15 protein-coding genes are annotated in these 16,287 nt (G+C 67.5%); 6 read left to right on the top strand and 9 right to left on the bottom strand.

The annotated features are described in order from the left end of the window. Nucleotides 1-111: 111 nt before the first annotated feature. On the top strand, nt 112-1,119 hold the full coding sequence (gene eutB / locus J2S73_RS07470) for a hydroxyectoine utilization dehydratase EutB (RefSeq protein ID WP_306884839.1): 1,008 nt from the start codon (nt 112-114) through the stop codon (nt 1,117-1,119). Next, a complete protein-coding gene (locus J2S73_RS07475; RefSeq protein WP_306884840.1) occupies nt 1,109-2,101 on the top strand; it encodes a cyclodeaminase in 993 nt (330 codons plus the stop codon). The genes eutB and J2S73_RS07475 overlap by 11 nt, the downstream gene beginning before the upstream one ends. A 10-nt stretch (nt 2,102-2,111) precedes the next feature. On the opposite strand, the gene argE is transcribed toward J2S73_RS07475, so the two are convergent. From argE to ehuR, 8 genes are all read right to left on the bottom strand, one after another. After that, on the bottom strand, nt 2,112-3,263 hold the full coding sequence (gene argE, locus J2S73_RS07480; RefSeq protein ID WP_306884841.1) for an acetylornithine deacetylase: 1,152 nt from the start codon (nt 3,261-3,263) through the stop codon (nt 2,112-2,114). A gap of 7 nt (nt 3,264-3,270) precedes the next feature. Further along, nucleotides 3,271-4,473 (bottom strand): ectoine hydrolase DoeA, encoded by a 1,203-nt coding sequence (gene doeA, locus J2S73_RS07485; protein WP_306884842.1) that lies wholly within the window; start codon nt 4,471-4,473, stop codon nt 3,271-3,273. Between the two features lie 134 nt (nt 4,474-4,607). Next, nucleotides 4,608-5,387, bottom strand: coding sequence for an aspartate racemase/maleate isomerase family protein (locus tag J2S73_RS07490; RefSeq protein WP_306884843.1), 780 nt, complete (start codon nt 5,385-5,387; stop codon nt 4,608-4,610). A 25-nt stretch (nt 5,388-5,412) separates the two neighbouring features. Then, on the bottom strand, nt 5,413-5,847 hold the full coding sequence (locus tag J2S73_RS07495; protein ID WP_306884844.1) for a universal stress protein: 435 nt from the start codon (nt 5,845-5,847) through the stop codon (nt 5,413-5,415). A 7-nt stretch (nt 5,848-5,854) separates the two neighbouring features. Beyond that, nucleotides 5,855-7,141, bottom strand: a complete 1,287-nt coding sequence (locus tag J2S73_RS07500; protein ID WP_306884845.1) for a TRAP transporter large permease — start codon at nt 7,139-7,141, stop codon at nt 5,855-5,857. A 3-nt stretch (nt 7,142-7,144) separates the two neighbouring features. Then, on the bottom strand, nt 7,145-7,777 hold the full coding sequence (locus J2S73_RS07505) for a TRAP transporter small permease (RefSeq protein WP_306884846.1): 633 nt from the start codon (nt 7,775-7,777) through the stop codon (nt 7,145-7,147). Nucleotides 7,778-7,844: 67 nt separating this feature from the next. Beyond that, nucleotides 7,845-8,870 (bottom strand): TRAP transporter substrate-binding protein, encoded by a 1,026-nt coding sequence (locus J2S73_RS07510; RefSeq protein ID WP_306884847.1) that lies wholly within the window; start codon nt 8,868-8,870, stop codon nt 7,845-7,847. 343 nt (nt 8,871-9,213) lie between these two features. After that, nucleotides 9,214-10,602, bottom strand: coding sequence for a MocR-like ectoine utilization transcription factor EhuR (gene ehuR, locus J2S73_RS07515; RefSeq protein ID WP_306884848.1), 1,389 nt, complete (start codon nt 10,600-10,602; stop codon nt 9,214-9,216). A 62-nt stretch (nt 10,603-10,664) separates the two neighbouring features. On the opposite strand from ehuR, the gene J2S73_RS07520 reads away from it, so the two are divergent. From J2S73_RS07520 to J2S73_RS07535, 4 genes are all read left to right on the top strand, one after another. Then, entirely contained in the window at nt 10,665-11,162 is a 498-nt protein-coding gene (locus J2S73_RS07520; RefSeq protein WP_306884849.1) for an Lrp/AsnC family transcriptional regulator, read from the top strand. A gap of 112 nt (nt 11,163-11,274) precedes the next feature. Then, nucleotides 11,275-12,759, top strand: a complete 1,485-nt coding sequence (locus J2S73_RS07525; protein ID WP_306884851.1) for an NAD-dependent succinate-semialdehyde dehydrogenase — start codon at nt 11,275-11,277, stop codon at nt 12,757-12,759. Nucleotides 12,760-12,775: 16 nt separating this feature from the next. After that, nucleotides 12,776-13,534: an NAD(P)H-dependent oxidoreductase gene (locus tag J2S73_RS07530; RefSeq protein WP_306884852.1), complete on the top strand. Its 759-nt coding sequence runs from the start codon at nt 12,776-12,778 to the stop codon at nt 13,532-13,534. Further along, on the top strand, nt 13,528-14,898 hold the full coding sequence (locus J2S73_RS07535; protein WP_306884853.1) for an aspartate aminotransferase family protein: 1,371 nt from the start codon (nt 13,528-13,530) through the stop codon (nt 14,896-14,898). Before J2S73_RS07530 ends, J2S73_RS07535 begins: the two co-directional genes overlap by 7 nt. A 132-nt stretch (nt 14,899-15,030) precedes the next feature. On the opposite strand, the gene J2S73_RS07540 is transcribed toward J2S73_RS07535, so the two are convergent. Then, on the bottom strand, nt 15,031-15,669 hold the full coding sequence (locus J2S73_RS07540; protein WP_306884854.1) for a TetR/AcrR family transcriptional regulator: 639 nt from the start codon (nt 15,667-15,669) through the stop codon (nt 15,031-15,033). Nucleotides 15,670-16,287 lie beyond the last annotated feature (618 nt).

Consider the following 16,287-nt stretch of genomic DNA (forward strand, 5'->3'; position numbering starts at 1 on the left):
CGGTGGGAATGCGTTGACCTCGAGGGGTCGCGCGCCGATCCTCGGGCTGATGAATCCGATGGCGGGCCGGCCGGCCGCGGCCCCGTCATCCCGAGCCCACCGGAGGCCCGCTTGAGCGTCACGCTCGCAGACATCCTGACCGCGCGCAGGCGCATTCAGGGGACCGCTGTCCGTACGCCGCTGGTGCCGTCGCCGCACCTATCGCGGCTCGCCGGCCACGACTTTCTCCTGAAGCTGGAGATCGGCCAGCCGACCGGTGCCTTCAAGCTGCGCGGCGCGACGAACGCCGTCTTCGGCCTGCCTGAGGGCGTTTCCGGTGTCACCTGCTGCTCTACCGGCAACCACGGGCGCGGCGTCGCCTATGCGGCACGCGACCGGGGCCTGCGCGCCGTCGTCTGCATGTCGGAGCTGGTGCCCCAGGCGAAGATCGACGGCATCAAGGCGCTCGGCGCCGAGGTCAAGATCGGCGGGCGCAGCCAGGACGAGGCCCAGATCGAGGCGCGCCGCCTCTGCGAGGAGGAGGGGCTCGTCGAGATCCCGCCCTTCGACGACGGCCGCGTCGTGGCGGGGCAGGGCACCATCGGACTGGAACTGATGGAGGACCGGCCGGACCTCGACATGGTGCTGGTGCCGCTGTCGGGCGGTGGGCTTGCCGCCGGCATTGCCTTCGCGGTGAAGACGATCAGCCCGAAGACCCGGTTGATCGGCGTCTCCATGGACCGCGGCGCTGCGATGCATGCCTCGCTTGCCGCCGGCCACCCGGTCGAGGTGGAGGAGGTGGCGAGCCTCGCCGACTCGCTGGGCGGCGGCATCGGTCTCGACAACAAGCTCACCTTCGATCTCTGCCGCCAGTATCTGGACGACACCATCCTCGTGACCGAGGACGAGATCTACCGGGCCATGCAGACGCTCTATTTCGAGGACCGGCTGGTCGCAGAGGGCGCATGCGTGGTGGGGATCGCCGCTTTGCAGGCCGGCAAGCTGCCCGTGCCCCGCGGTCCGCTCGCCACAATCATCACCGGGCGCAGCGTCGACATGGACGTCTTCACCCGCATCGTCACCGGCCGGGACGTGACGCTCGGCAACCTCACGCTTCAGGGACAGCCCTATGCCGCATGACATCCTGATCGCCACGGAAGCGGACCTGCGCGAGGCCGTCGGACTGGACATGACCACGGTGAACACGGTCGAGGCGGCGTTTGCCGCGCTCGCCTCCGGCACCGTGGTGATGCCGCCGATCCTGTCGATGGCCATCGAAGAGGCGAACGGCGAAGTCGACGTGAAGACCGCCTATATCCCGGGTTTCGACGGGTTCGCCATCAAGGTCAGCCCCGGCTTCTTCGACAACCCGAAGCTCGGCCTGCCCAGCCTGAACGGGCTGATGATCCTGTTCTCGGCGAAGACAGGCCTGGTCGAGGCGCTGTTCCTCGACAACGGCTACCTGACCGACGTGCGTACGGCGGCAGCCGGCGCGGTGGCGGCGAAGCATCTGGCGCCCGAGCGGGTGACGACGGCCGGCGTCATGGGCACCGGCGTCCAGGCGCGGTTGCAGATGGAGGCCGCCCATCTGGTGCGGCCGTTCGAGCGCGTGCTGGTCTGGGGGCGCGATGGCGACAAGGCGGCGGCCTGTGCGGCCGACATCGCCGCCAGCCTCGGCATCGAGGCGCGCGCCGAGGCCGATCCGGCGCGGCTTGTCGCCGATAGCCAGCTCGTGGTGACCACGACGCCGGCCCGCGAGCCGGTCTTGAGGGCGGAGTGGCTGCATCCGGGTCTGCACGTCACCGCCATGGGCTCCGACCAGGGCGAGAAGAACGAGATCGACCCGGCTGCGCTCGCCGCCGCCAATCTCTATGTCTGCGACCGGGTGAGCCAGTGCGAGACGCTGGGCGAGCTCCGGACCGCGCTCAAGGCCGGCATCTGGACCGGCGGCACCCCGCCGGAGCTGGGCGCGGTCGTCGCCGGGCACCATCCGGGCCGGACGAGCGCGGATGCCGTGACCATCTGCGATCTCACGGGGACCGGCGCCCAGGACACGGCCATCGCCACGCTCGCCCGCAGGGTCTGCAGCGAGCGCGGCGCCGGCTCGACGATGGCCGTCTAGCTTTCGTCCCTCAGACCGACAGCTTCCGTTCCAGCCGGCCCAGCATGTCCAGGCAGAGTTGCAGCTGCTCCAGCGCGACGAACTCGTCGGGCTTGTGGGCCTGTTCGATGGAGCCCGGTCCGCACACGACGGTGGAGATGCCGGCGCCCTGGAACAGGCCGGCCTCGGTGCCGAAGGAGACCACGTCGGCCGCATTGCCGCCGGTCAGCTCGCGCACCAGTGCCAGCGCCTCGGACTCGGGCAGGGGTTCCAGCCCGTCGACCTCGCCGACGGTCAGGGTGGTGACGCCGGCCTCGGCCGCCTTCGCGCGCATTTCGGGATCGATCTCGTCGTTCAGGAACGAGCGGATCCGGTCGAGGGCGAAACGGGCATCGGCGGCGTTCACCGGCCGCATCTCCCACTCCACCTCGCAGGCATCGGGAATAACGTTGCGGGCGATGCCGCCGCGGATGACGCCGGGTTGAAGCGTCGACCAGGGCGGGTTGAACGGGCTGCCGTCCGGCGCCCTGGCCTTCAGCGCGCCTTCCATCTCCGCGAGCTTGCCGAGGAAGCGCCCGGCATAGGCAATGGTGTTGACGCCCCGGTCGGGCTCGGAGGCATGGCCGGGCACGCCGGTGAAGGCGGTGGTGTACTCGTAGCAGCCCTTGTGGCCCTCGATGATGCGCATCGAGGTCGGCTCGCCGATGATGCAGGTGGCCGGCTTCACCCCCCAGTCTGAAAGCGCGTCCATGAGGGCGCGGGCGCCAAAGCAGCCGACCTCCTCGTCATAGGTGAAGGCGAAGTGGACCGGGCGCTTGAGGTCCGCGCCGGCAAAGGCCGGAGCCATGGCGAGCGCGCAGGCGATGAAGCCCTTCATGTCGCAGGCGCCACGGCCGTAGATCAGCCCGTCCCGCTCCACCGCCGTGAACGGATCGTCGGTCCAGTCTCCGTCGGCGGGCACCACGTCGGTATGGCCCGACAGCACGACGCCGCCCGGCACGTCCGGCCCGATCGTGGCGAACAGGTTCGCCTTGGTGCCGGTCTCGTCCAGCGTCGTGCGGGTGTGGGCACCGAGGCCGTCGAGCGCCGCGGCGGCGTAGGCGATCAGCTCCAGGTTCCCGTCGGCCGAAACGGTGGGGAAGCCGATCAGGTCGGCGAGGATCCGTTCGGTGTGGTCGAGCATCGGGCGCTCAGTCCTTCACGAAGATCTCGCGCGGATAGTTGGCCAGGCACTCGGCCGGGCCGCTGTCCTTGATGAGGATGCTTTCGGTGATTTCCAGCCCCCAGTCCTGCATCCAAAGGCCCGGCATGAAGTGGAATGTCATGCCCGGCTCCAGGATCGTCTCGTCGCTCTCGCGGAAGGAGATGGTGCGCTCGCCCCAGTCGGGCGGATAGGACAGCCCGATCGGATAGCCGCAGCGGGCGCTGCGCTCGATTCCATGGCGGCGCAGCGTATCGGCCAGCGCGTTGGCGACGTCGCAGGCGCGGTTGCCGGCGCGCGCCTTGTCGAGGCCGGCTTCCAGACCCTCGATCAGCGCCTTCTCCGCTTCCCGGATGGAGGCGGGCGGTGTGCCGAGGAAGACGGTCCGGCAGAGCGGGGCGTGGTAGCGCCAGTAACAGCCGGCGATCTCGAAGAAGGTGCCTTCGCCGTCGCGGAACGGACGGTCGTCCCAGGTGAGGTGCGGCGCGGCCGCCTCGGTGCCCGACGGCAGCAGCGGCGCGATCGCCGGATAGTCGCCGCCGAACTTGGCGCCATCGGCCTCCGCTGCGCCCTCGATGCCGACCCGGTAGATCTCCGCGACGAGCTCGTTCTTCGGCAGGCCCACCTCGATCTTGTCCATGGCGGCACGCATCATGCGCTCCACGATCCGCGCGGCGCGCCGCATGAAGACGATCTCGGCGTCGGACTTGCGGCCGCGCTGCCAGTTCACGAGGCCGGTGGCGTCGACGCCCTTGGCGTCCGGCAGGATCTTGTTGAGCGCCAGATAGGCGGCGGCGGAGAAGTAGTAGTTCTCCAGTTCCAGTCCGATGCGGGCCTTCGAGTAGCCGCGCTCGGCGAGGACGCCGCCCAGATGGTCCATCGGGTGGCGGTCCTTGGCCTGCACGTAGACGTCCGGGTAGCCGATGATGCGGTCGTCATCCATGTAGACGCGCCGCCGCGCGCCGTTGGCGTCCTGGTTGCGACCCCACCAGATCGGGTCCTCGTCGTGAAACACGAGCACGGCCTGGTGCACGTAGAAGCTCCACCCGTCGTAGCCGGTGAGCCACGCCATGTTCGACGGGTCGACCACGATCAGGACGTCGACGCCAAGCTCCGACATCGCGGCGCGCGTCTTCTTCAGGCGATCGGCATACTCCTCCCGGCTGAAGGGAAGCGTCACTCCTACTGGCATTCTCGGCGGCTCCTCTGTGGGTCCCGGCCGCGCTCGCGCCGGGCAAATGTCTCGGGCCTTTCTCGTCTGCCCGGTGTGCGGGCGTCGTGCGCCCGCGTCAATCGTCGTTCCGTCCGCGACGCGGACGATCCGCCTCAGCCCGGCGGGTGGGCGAACAGGCTCCCGGCGCCCCCGGGATCCCCGCTGATGCCGGCATGGCCGCGCAGCGCCCAGAGCGCCGCCTGGTTGGCGGTCACGACGGGCAGGCCGAGCCGGTTCTCGAGCGCTCCGGCGATGTCCACCGACGGCAGCGCCGTGCAGGAGACGAACACCGCCTCGGCGGACGCGGTGTCGACCCTCGCCGCTGTCTCCAGCAGGCTCTCGGGGGTGATCCGGGCCATCATCCGATCGTCCTCGAAGCCGAAGCATGCGGCCGTCGTTACCTCGATCCCGAAGCGCTCGAAGCAGGCGATCATCGGTACCGCGGTTTCCTCCACATAAGGCGTCACCAGGGCGATCCGCCGCGTGCCAAGCACCCGGAACGCGTCGAGCGCAGCCCGGGTCGGCGTGACCACCGGCACGCCCGGACGCGCCTCGCCGATGGCCCGGTCGATCGCGTCGTCGCCGATCACCGCGGAGGCGGACGTACAGGCATAGTAGACCGCGTGAAGGTGCGTGCCGGGCACCAGCAGCCGGGAGGCGTCGGCGAGCCGGGGTTCCATTTGGCGGAGGTTCTCCGGCGTGGTGGGATTGTCGAAGGCGACACGCGTGGAATGGACCGCGACATTCGGCGCGGCGAGCAGCCGCGTCGCGTCGATTTCCGTGCGCAGGTCGGTGGCCAGAAGCAGCAGTCCGATACGCCGCACGGCGGCGTCCGGCTGAAGCGTCAGCCGCCCGGTCTCGATCGTCTGCGGCGTGAAGGAACGGGACAGCATGACGAAAACCCCGTTCTCCATGGTGTCAGACGACCATGACGGGGCAGCCGGCGAGGCCCGTCACCTTGTGGGAGACACTGCCCAGCAGGTAGCCCTCGATGGAGCCCAGGCCCCGGCTGCCCATGACGATCAGGTCGCAATCGTGCTCGGCGGCGAAGGCGACGATGCCGCGCGCGGGCTGGCCGGCCTTGACGAAGGCGCGCGGCTTGAGTCCGGCGTCGGTGGCGACGCGCTTGGCGTAGTCCACCACTTCCTTTGCGTGGCCCCGCATGGCGTCGTCCAGGTTGCCGGGGTCCTCCGGACGCACCATGGAGAACGAGGCCTCCAGAAGGCTGTGATGGCGGTAGATGGTCAGGAGCACCAGTTCCGCCTCGCACAGCTTGGCCAGGTCGATCGCCTTGAACAGCGCCCGCTCGCTGCCTTGGGAGCCGTCACAGGGAACGAGTATCCGTCTGAACATCACGTCCTCACTTGCCGAAGGCCAGGTCGCGCAGGAACAGCGCGATCTGCGGGAAGAAGATCAGGGCGACCGAGACGCAGAGCAGGATGAGGATGAACGGCGGCGTGCCGCGAATGACCTCGATGTAGGGCCGCTTGAACACGGCTATCGCCGTGAAGATGTCGCAGCCGAATGGTGGCGTCGCCGAGCCGATGGCCACCTGCAGGGTGATGATGACGCCGACCAGCACCGGGTCGATGCCCACCGACTGCACCACAGGGGCGAAGATCGGGACGAGCACCAGGATGACCACGATCGGGTCGACGAACATGCAGCCGACGAAGAAGGCGATGGAGATGACGAACAGGACGCCGATCTGGCCCATCTCGGCGACGCCGACCGCTCCCAGAATGGCCTGCGGGATCTGCGCGAACGAGATCACCCAGGAGAAGGCGGCACCGGCGGCCACCAGGATGAACACCACCGCGGTGATCAGCCCGGTCGACTTGGCGGTTTCGTACAGCGCCTTGAGGTCGATCGAGCGGAACACGATCATTTCCAGGATCAGCGCGTAGAGCACGCAGGCCGCAGCCGCCTCGGTCGGTGAGAAGATGCCGCCGTAGATGCCGCCGATGATGATCACCGGGAAGCCTAGCGGCCACAGCGCCCGCTGTGTGGCCCTGAGGCGCTCGCCCCAGCTTGCCTTCGGCTCGGTGGGGACGTTGTTGCGGATGGCGTAGATCATGCTGTAGCCGGAGAACAGCAGCAGGATCAGGATGCCCGGGCCAACGCCGGCGATGAACAGCTCAGAGATCGAGGTGTTGGAGACAACGCCGTAGATGATCATGCCGATGGACGGCGGGATCAGGAAGGCGATGTCGGAGGCGTTGACGATCAGCGCCAGGACGAAGCTGTCGTTGTAGCCGGCCTTCAGCATGCGCGGGCGCAGCGGGCCGCCGATTGCGACCACGGTGGCCTGGGTGGATCCGGAGACCGCGCCGAACATGGTGCAGGCGGCCGCAGTGGAGACGGCGAGGCCGCCCTTCACGTGGCCGACGAAGGTCATCACCAGGTCGATGAGCCGGTTGGCCGACTGGCCGCGCGTCATGATGTCGGCGGCGAAGATGAACATCGGCACCGCGATCAGCGAGGCCGGCCGGATGCCCGCGAGCATCTGCTGGATCATCGTCTCGAGCTGGCCGAATCCGCCGAACAGCGAATAGAAGCCGATGAAGGCGCCGATGATGAGCGGGATCATCATCGGGAAGCCGAGCAGCAGGAGGACGATCATCACGCCGAAAATGGTGGTCGCCATGGGTCAGACCTCCACTTCGTCGTCGTCATATCCCTCCAGCACGTGCGTGGAGAGATAGATGTCGCGCTCGAGAAGATTCTTGATTGCGGTGAGCAGGTACTGGGCGCCGGTCATGAAGAAGCCGACGGGCACCCAGAGATAGATCCACCAGACCGGGATCTGCAGCGCCGGCAGCACGCGGCCCCGGCCGGCCTGGGTGATGATGTAGCCGACGGCGTAGTAGCACAGGCCGAACATGAAGAGCGCCGTGACGAGCGCGATCACCACCATCAGCGCCTTGCGCAGGTGTGGCGGCATCTCGTCGTAGATCGCCGACATGCGGATGTGGCGACCGTGGCGCGCCGCATAGCTGATGCCGGCGAAGGTGATCAGGATGATGAGGATCCGGTTGAGCTCTTCGGAGAAGAAGATGCTCTGCTGGAAGACGAACCGGCCGAGCACGTTGGCGATCGTGTTCGCCGCCATCAGGAGCACGCCGCCGGCCAGGGCGACGGCCTCGATGCGGGCGATCGCCATGTCGATGGTTCCCAGGAAGCCGGGGAGCGAGGAGCGATAGTCGCCGAGGTCTGACTGGTCGGCGGAGGTCATGTGCGCCTCGCCGTGCGACCTTGCGTGGGCATCTGGATCGTCGGTCACCGCGTCATTTCCCATCTGGAAGGGCAGAAGGGTCCCGGGCGCGGGCGCGCCCGGGACGGCGGCTCGGCTACTGGGACTGCGAAGCGGACTTCAGGTCCGCTTTCATCTGCTCCAGGATCTTCTTGCCGCTTTCGCCGGTCATCTCGATGAACGCGGCCTCGACCTCGTCGGCCGTCTCCATGAAGGGCTTGCGCTCTTCTTCCGAGAGCGTGTTGATCTCCATGGAGGGCTTCGCCTCCTTGATCTTCTTCAGGGATTCTTCCTGAAGGTTCTTCTGGTAGTCGAGGATGTAGTCGAACGCTGCGTCGGAAGCGTTCTGGATGACCTTCTGGTCCTCTTCCGACAGGCCGTCGTAGAAGTCCTTGTTGGCCATGACAGCGGTGGTGAAGTTGTTGTGGCCGATGCAGGTCACGACCTCGGTGACCTCGTACATCTTGGTCGATTCCAGGAAGAAGCCGGGGTTTTCCTGGCCCTGGATGATGCCGGTCTGCAGCGCGCCGTAGACCTCGCCCCAGGGCAGCGGCGTCGGGGTCGCGCCGAACGCCTTGTAGCTTTCGACCAGCAGCGGGTTGGTCATCACCCGGAACTTGACGTCCTCCAGGTCGGCCGGGCTGTGCACCGGCTCCTGGGTGGTCATGCAGACCTCGCCCTCGGGGAACATCTTGAGAAGCTCAAGGCCCTGCTCGGCATAGAGCTCGGGGAACATCTCGTTGATGGCCTTGGAGTTCCGGAAGAAGGTGTTCAGCGTCTCCTGGTCCTGCGGAAGCAGGTAGGGCACGAAGAACACCTGCGCCTCGGGGATCAGGGCGCCGGTGAAGCCCGGCGACTGGTCCACGAACTGCAGGATGCCGGCCTGGGCCTGTTCCATGATGTCGGCGGACTCGCCGAGCGTGCCGAACGGGAAGAGCTGGATGGTGTGGTCGGAGTTGGCCTCGACCTCCTCCTTGAACTTCTGGGCGTACTTGCCCTGAACCTCGTCCATCGCCTCTTCGAAGGCGTACCGCCAGGTCGCCGCCTGGGCGGTGCTTACCGCACCGATCAGGAGGGCGCCGGCGGCAACCGCCGCGATGGTTCCTGTACGTCGCACCGTCATGTCGCTGTTCCTTCCTCGTTGGAGAGGGATGTTGCTCGGGTCGGATGGAATCCGGCGATGCCCCCAGGGGCACCGATCGATGGAGCCGACGGACGCAGGCCGGTGATGGCGGGTTGCCGGTCCTCCCGATCTGCAGAAGTCCCCCAACCCTGCATTGCCCCCCACTGGCACATCCGACTGCCCTAGAGTTGAACCGTGACAAAGCCACGTCAATCTATTTCTTACTCATGACAATCAGATGCCCGCAATATCGGCACGATTCCGGAGGAATGCGCGGAATTTCCCCAGGGCGTGACCGCCGGGAACCCGACGGTTTGCGGACCATCAGCCGATCGGAGAGGCCTCACATCGTGAGGAGGGCGGGTTCCGGCTGGTTGCGGACGAGCCGGGCGATGACTTCGAGCCCGCGGACCATGTTCGCCTCGCTCGAGCAGCCGAGGCAGATGCGGATGCCATTTGGTCGGGCCGTCAGATCGATGGTGAAGGAGGAGCCGGCGGCGACAGCGACGCCTTCGTTGCGGGCGTGGGCGACGAAGGCGTCCTCGTTCCAGCGTTCGGGCAGTGACAGCCAGACGTGCAGACCGTTGGGGCTCGACGTCACGTCGAGATCCTTCAGGGTCTCCGCCGCGATCCGGTTGCGGCGCTCCAGCGTGGCCTTCTGCCACTCGAGAAGCTCGTACGCGGTGCCGTCCTTCAGCCAGCGCGTGCCGATCTCCGCCATCAGTGGGGTGGCCATCCAGTTGGTGACCATGTGGCGGTTCGCGGTGGCGGAGACCAGCGTCTCCGGGACGACGAGCCAGCCATAGCGCAGCCCCGGCAGCAGCGACTTGGTGAAGCTCGTGAAGTAGAAGGTCCGCTCCGGCGCGAGCGACGCGATGGGCGCCGGCTTGCGTGGCTGGATCGGTCCCCATGCGTCGTCCTCGACGATGGTCACGTTGTGCCGGCGGGCGATCTCGACGAGCGCCTCGCGCCGCCTCCGGCCCATGGTCGCCGCCTTCGGATTCAGCCCCGACGGCATGACGAACAGCGCCCGCACCGGGCGCGCCCGGCAGGCCTCCTCGAAGGCGTCGGGAACGATCCCTTCCGCGTCGGTTTCCAGGCCCGCCAGGTCGAGCGACAGGTAGGTGCACAGCGCTTTCAGCGTGTGGTGGGTGAGATCCTCGCAGACCACCAGGTCGCCCGGGTCGGCAGCGGTCATCAGCGCCACGGTCATGGCCGAGGTGTTGCCGTTGGTCGGAAGCACCTGGGCGCGGCTGATCTCCAGCCCGCAGCGCTTCAGCCAGTCGAGCGCGGTTTCCGCGTGGGTCGAGAGCGTAGCCCGGGGCCGGAACGAGAACAGCACGTCGGGGGTCACGTCGGTGGCCATCTCAGCAAGGGTGGCCTTGAGGCGCTTTTCGTGAATGTCGCCGGTCACCGGTGTCAGCATGGAGAAGTCGACGACCTCGTCGCCGTCGCCGATTCGGTGCCATGGCGTGCGGGTGTCGGAGGCGGAAGCGCGGACGAATGTCCCGCGGCCGACCATGCCGGCGATGGCGCCCTGCCTGTCCAGCTCCTCGTAGGCCCGGCTGACGGTCTGTACGCTGATGCCCAGCGTTTCCGCCAGATCGCGGTGGGTCGGCAGCCGGTCGCCCTGGCGCACTTCGCCTGCCTTGATGGCCTCGATGAGGCTCTCCGCCAGCGAACGGTAGACCGGTCGCTTGAGCGTAGACGGGTCGGGCGGCCACATTGTCATGAGACTATCCTGCATGACGGGTCTAGATTGACAAGGTTTCCTTCCCTGATGAGCGTGGCCGGATGAGCGCGATCCCTCTCGATGACCGAGACCTCCAGATTCTGTCGATCCTCAGCCGTGAAGGGCGGATCTCGAAGGTGGACCTTGCCCGCCGGGTGAACCTGTCGGCGACGCCGTGCTGGGAGCGGCTCCGGCGTCTGGAGAAGGCCGGCTTCATCCGTGGCTACCGGGCGGACGTGGCGCTCGCCAAGGTCGCCCCGCATGTGGTGGTTTTCGTGGTCGCGGAACTGGAAAGCCATCGCGCGGAGAGCTTCCAGGCCTTCGAACGTGCCGTGGCGCGCCACGACGAGATCGTCGCCTGCTGGGCGATCGGCGGCGGCTTCGACTATCTGATGCAAGTCGTCACCCGCGACATCGACAGCTATCAGCGGCTCGTCGACCAGCTTCTCGCTTCCGAACTCGGGCTGAAGCGCTACTTCACCTACATCGTCACCAAGGACGTGAAGGCCGGTCCGCCGCCGCTGGCCGATCTCTTCGCCGCCGGCGTGCAGGAGAACTGACGGGCGCAGCGGCGATCTTCAGAGGAATCCTCTGCCGCGGCGGGGGCGAACAGAAAGATCCTCTGCGCATCGCCGGTATCCTTCGGAGACTTACGTTCAGGGAGGCGCTTCGATGATTGCGACGGACACCATTCGCGACACGCTGATGGCGGATCTCGAAGATCGGGCACTGGTGCGCAGCTTCTCCTACGTCAACGGCCGCTGGGTGGGGTCGGCGACCGGCGGCACCATCGAGGTGACCAATCCGGCCGACGGGCGGATCGTCGCCGAAGTCGCCCGGCTTTCCGATGCCGAGGCGGTTGCAGCCGTCGATGCCGCGGACCGCAGCTTCCAGGACTGGTCCCACTCGCTGCCGCAGGACCGGACCCGCGTGCTGCGCCGATGGTTCGATCTGATGATCGCCCATCGCGAGGATCTCGCGCGGATCATGACCATCGAGCAGGGCAAGCCGCTCTCGGAGGCGCGGGGCGAGATCGACTATGCGGCCGCCTTCGTCGAGTTCTATGCGGAGGAGGCAAAGCGCCCGAACATCGAGGGCGTGACCTCGCACCTGCCGGACGCCGAGGTCGAGCTGTGGCGCGAGCCGGTGGGCGTCGCCGCGCTGGTGACGCCCTGGAACTTCCCCTGCGCCATGATCACCCGCAAGGCCGCGGCCGCGATCGCCGCCGGCTGCACGGTCGTCGTGCATCCGTCCGAAGAGACGCCGCTTTCCGCGCTGGCGCTGGCCGAGCTCGCCGACCGCGCCGGATTGCCGGCGGGCGTGTTCAACGTGGTCACGGGCCGCGCGCCGGAGATCGTCGGCGCCTGGACGTCGGACGCCCGGGTGCGGGCGCTCTCCTTCACCGGCTCGACCGAGATCGGCCGGCTGCTCTACCGCCAGTCGGCGGACACGGTGAAGCGGCTTGTGCTGGAACTCGGCGGCCACGCGCCGTTCCTGGTGTTCGCCGATGCCGATCTCGACCTTGCCGTCGACGAGGCGATCAAGGCAAAGTTCGCCACCACGGGGCAGGACTGCCTGGGCGCCAACCGCTTTCTGGTCGAGCGCCCCGTCTATGCGGAATTCTGCCGACGGTTCACCGAGCGCACGGCGGCGCTGACGCTGGGTCCCGGCATCGAGGATCCCGACCTGGGGCCGCTGATGAACGCCCGTGCCATCGCCAAGCAGGAGGCGCATGTCGCCGACGCGCTGGAGCGCGGTGCCCGGCTCACGACCGGCGGCAAGCGGGCGCCGCTCGGCGATCTCTTCTACGAGCCGACGGTGCTTGTCGACGTGCCGACCGATGCGGCCATCTTCCGCGAGGAGACGTTCGGTCCGGTTGCGGCGATCGCCCCCTTCGACGCCGAGGACGAGGCGGTGCGCATCGCCAACGACACGGAGTACGGCCTCGTGGCCTATCTGCACACCCAGGATCCGCGGCGCATCTACCGGATCAGCCGCCGGCTCGCCTTCGGCATGGTCGCCGTCAACCGGACCAAGGTCACCGGCGCGCCGATCCCGTTCGGCGGCATGAAGCAATCCGGGCTTGGTCGCGAGGGCGCCCGCCACGGGCTGGAGGCCTTCACCGACATCAAGTACGTCTGCCGCAACTGGGGCTGAGCGGAAGGAAGGAACGATGACCGTCCTGTTCGTCTACTGCCACCCGGAGCCGCGCTCCTTCAACGCGGCGCTGGTCGAGGTCGGCGCCGAGATGTTCCGCAGCCGCGGCGACACCGTCGAGATCTCCGATCTCTACGCGGAGGGGTTCGATCCCGTCGAGAAGCGGGAGAATTATGCCCAGCCGGTGGATGCGGACGTGTTCGCCCCACTCGCCGAACAGCGCAACGCCTTCAAGACCGAAACGCTCTGTCCGGAAATATCGCGCGAGATCGCCCGTCTGGAGCGGGCCGACCTCGTGATCTTCCAGTTCCCGATCTGGTGGCACTCGGTGCCGGCCATGCTGAAGGGCTGGTTCGACCGGGTGTTCGTCAGCGGCGGCCTCTACACCAGCAGGATGCGCTACGACCAAGGTTATTTCCGGGGCAAGCGGGCGCTGTGCTCGGTGACCTCCGGTGCGCCGGAGCCCAGCTTCGTCACCGGCGGCCGGGGCGGCTCCCTCGACGAGATCCTCTGGTCGACGCAGTTCTCGCTCCACTACATGGGCTTTACCGTGCTGCGCCCGCACGCCAGCTTCGGCATCCAGGGCCACGGCTATTCCTATGCGAGCGCGGACGAATTCAGCCGCCAGCTCGAGCAATCCAAGACCGCGTTCGCGGAACGTCTCGCCGGCCTGGACGGGGAGGAGCCTCTGCGCTTCCCCGGCTGGGACGACTGGGACGATGCCGGCCGACCGCTTTCCGACACCTCAAACTCCAAGAGGGCCACGACATGCTGACCAACGACAAGCTCGCCGAGTGGGATCGCGAGACCTTCTTCCATCCCTCGACCCATCTCGCCCAGCATGCCCGCGGGGAGACTCCGTCGCGCATCATCACCGGCGGCAAGGGCGTTTACATCGAGGACCGTGACGGGCGGAAGATGCTCGACGCCTTCGCCGGCCTCTACTGCGTCAATGTCGGCTACGGACGCCCCGAGATCGCCGAGGCGATCGCCGAGCAGGCGCGCGAGCTCGCCTACTACCACGCCTATGTCGGCCACGGCACCGAGGCCTCCATCACGCTGGCCAAGATGGTGCTCGATCGGGCTCCGGCGAACATGTCGAAGGTCTATTTCGGCCTGTCGGGCTCGGACGCCAACGAGACCAACGTGAAGCTGGTCTGGTACTACAACAACATCCGCGGCAAGCCGGAGAAGAAGAAGATCATCTCGCGCTGGCGCGGCTATCACGGCTCCGGCCTGATGACCGGCTCGCTGACCGGGCTGGAGCTCTTCCACAAGAAGTTCGACCTGCCGCTCTCCCAGGTGATTCACACCGAGGCGCCTTACTATTTCCGCCGCGCCGACACCTCCATGAGCGAGGAGGCGTTCGTCGCCCATTGCGCCTCCGAGCTGGAAGCGCTGATCGAGCGCGAAGGGGCGGATACGATCGGCGCCTTCATCGGCGAGCCGGCGCTCGGCACCGGCGGCCTCGTGCCGCCGCCGGCCGGCTACTGGGAGGCGATCCAGGCCGTCCTCGACAAGCACGACATCCTGCTGATCGCCGATGAGGTGGTGACCGGGTTCGGCCGGCTGGGCTCGATGTTCGGCTCCGACCACTACGGTATCCGGCCGGACATCATCACCATCGCCAAGGGCCTGACCTCGGCCTATGCGCCGCTGTCCGGCTCCATCGTCTCCGACAAGGTCTGGAAGGTGCTGGAAGAGGGCACCGACGAGTTCGGCCCGATCGGCCACGGCTGGACCTACTCGGCCCACCCGATCGGTGCGGCGGCTGGCGTCGCCAACCTGAAGCTCATCGACGAGCTGGGGCTGGTGAAAAATGCCGGCGAGACCGGCGCCTACCTGAAGCAGGCGCTCATCGATGCCGTCGGCGACCACCCGCATGTGGGCGAGGTGCGCGGCGAGGGGCTGCTGATCGCGGTGGAGTTCGTGAAGGATCGCGACAGCCGTACCTATTTCGATGCCTCGGAGAAGGCGGGGGCGCGCGTCGTACAGGCGCTGGCCGGCGAGAACGTGATCTCCCGCGCCATGCCGCAGGGCGACATCGCCGGCTTCGCGCCGCCGCTGTGCCTGAGCCGCGAGGAGGCCGATCTGATCGCAGGCAAGGTCAAGAAGGCGGTCGAGGCGACCTTCGCCTGATTGTGGAACCGGCGGCACGTGCCCGCGTGCCGCCGTCGGCCCCAATGGGGTCCAGCAGGTCGGTTCCGGCGGCAGAGGGCTTCGCCGCCGACAACTCCGCAAATCGGCGCCCTGTGCTGTGCTTCGGAGCGATCAGGCGCCGTAGGCCTTGAGGAAGACCCGGACGGCGCTGTCGACGGTCGCGCGGACGTCGGCCCGGGAGGGCTGCTCCGCGTAGCCGAACAGGAGGCGCTTCACCACATCGCCGTGGCACAAATTCAGGAAGTGGGCCGCGGCGAGCTTCGGATCCTCGTTCAGGACGATGCGGCCCCGGGAGGCCTGGCGCTCCAGATAGGCGGCCAGCCGGTCGATCCCGAAACAGGGCCCCATCTCGAAGAATGTCTGGCCGGCTTCCGGGAATTTTTCCGCTGCCCCGATCACCATGCGGACCAGGGCGACATGGGAGGGCTGGATCATCATGGTCAGGAACTTCTCGCCCAGTTCCTGAAGCATGGTGGCGACGTCGATCTCGTCGTCTTCTCTCAGAAAGATCTGCTCGGCCGCTTCCTTGCGATCCACATGGACGAGCTCCAGAAAGAGCTCCTCCTTGTTGTGGAAGTAGACGTACAGGGTGCCCTTCGAGACGCCGGCAACCTGGGCGATCTTGTCCATGCTGGCGCCGTCGAAGCCGGCGGCCCGGAAGACCTGGCGCGCGCCGTCCAGAATTTCCTTGCGCTTCGGTGCGTCGGCCTGGCCCTTCGACCGGCCCGGCAGCTGTTCTGCTTTGTTCATCGTCTCACTCTGGGCGGCTCATTCTTGTCTCGGACGAGGCGGGGCGCCATGTGTCGGTCCGCAGCCGGCCTCGATCCGCCGGGGCCCTCGCCGTGGTCGATCGCTGCCCCGTAAACCTGTCATAGCAAAACGCGAGCCGGTTGTGGGCGTTCCGCCGCCGCTTTCGAGCGGTTCCGCCGCTCGAGCCCCGCCCGCCCGCCATCAAAATATCTCTCGCGCCGGGAAAGCGCGACCGCAGTCCTGGCTGCGCGGTGCACCCTGATCCCGATCGACAATCTACGTTGACCGAACGGTTCGGTCAATGCTACATGCGACTCAAATTGACCGAACGGTTCGGTAAATTGTCGTGTGGATCCGCTGTTTGGCGGCTGCCCGAAAGTGGGTGGGCCGCTCAGGTGCGGGTCGCTCACCCGCCTGTTTCCACAGGCGCTTTCAGGATGCCCGAACGTTGCGGCACCGCTGCGAAAAGGCGGAGCCTCGTTGGCGCCCGGGACGAAAGAGCAGCGAGCCGGCGTCCGGCCGCCCGCAGCAGCCGGAGCCGCACGACAACAGACGAAGACCGTTTCGGCCGCTCCGGCCCGCGTTGCGCGGTGCCGGCGAACAGGCTCAGGAACGACG

Origin of the sequence: Amorphus orientalis, assembly GCF_030814015.1 — a bacterium.
GTDB lineage: Bacteria > Pseudomonadota > Alphaproteobacteria > Rhizobiales > Amorphaceae > Amorphus > Amorphus orientalis.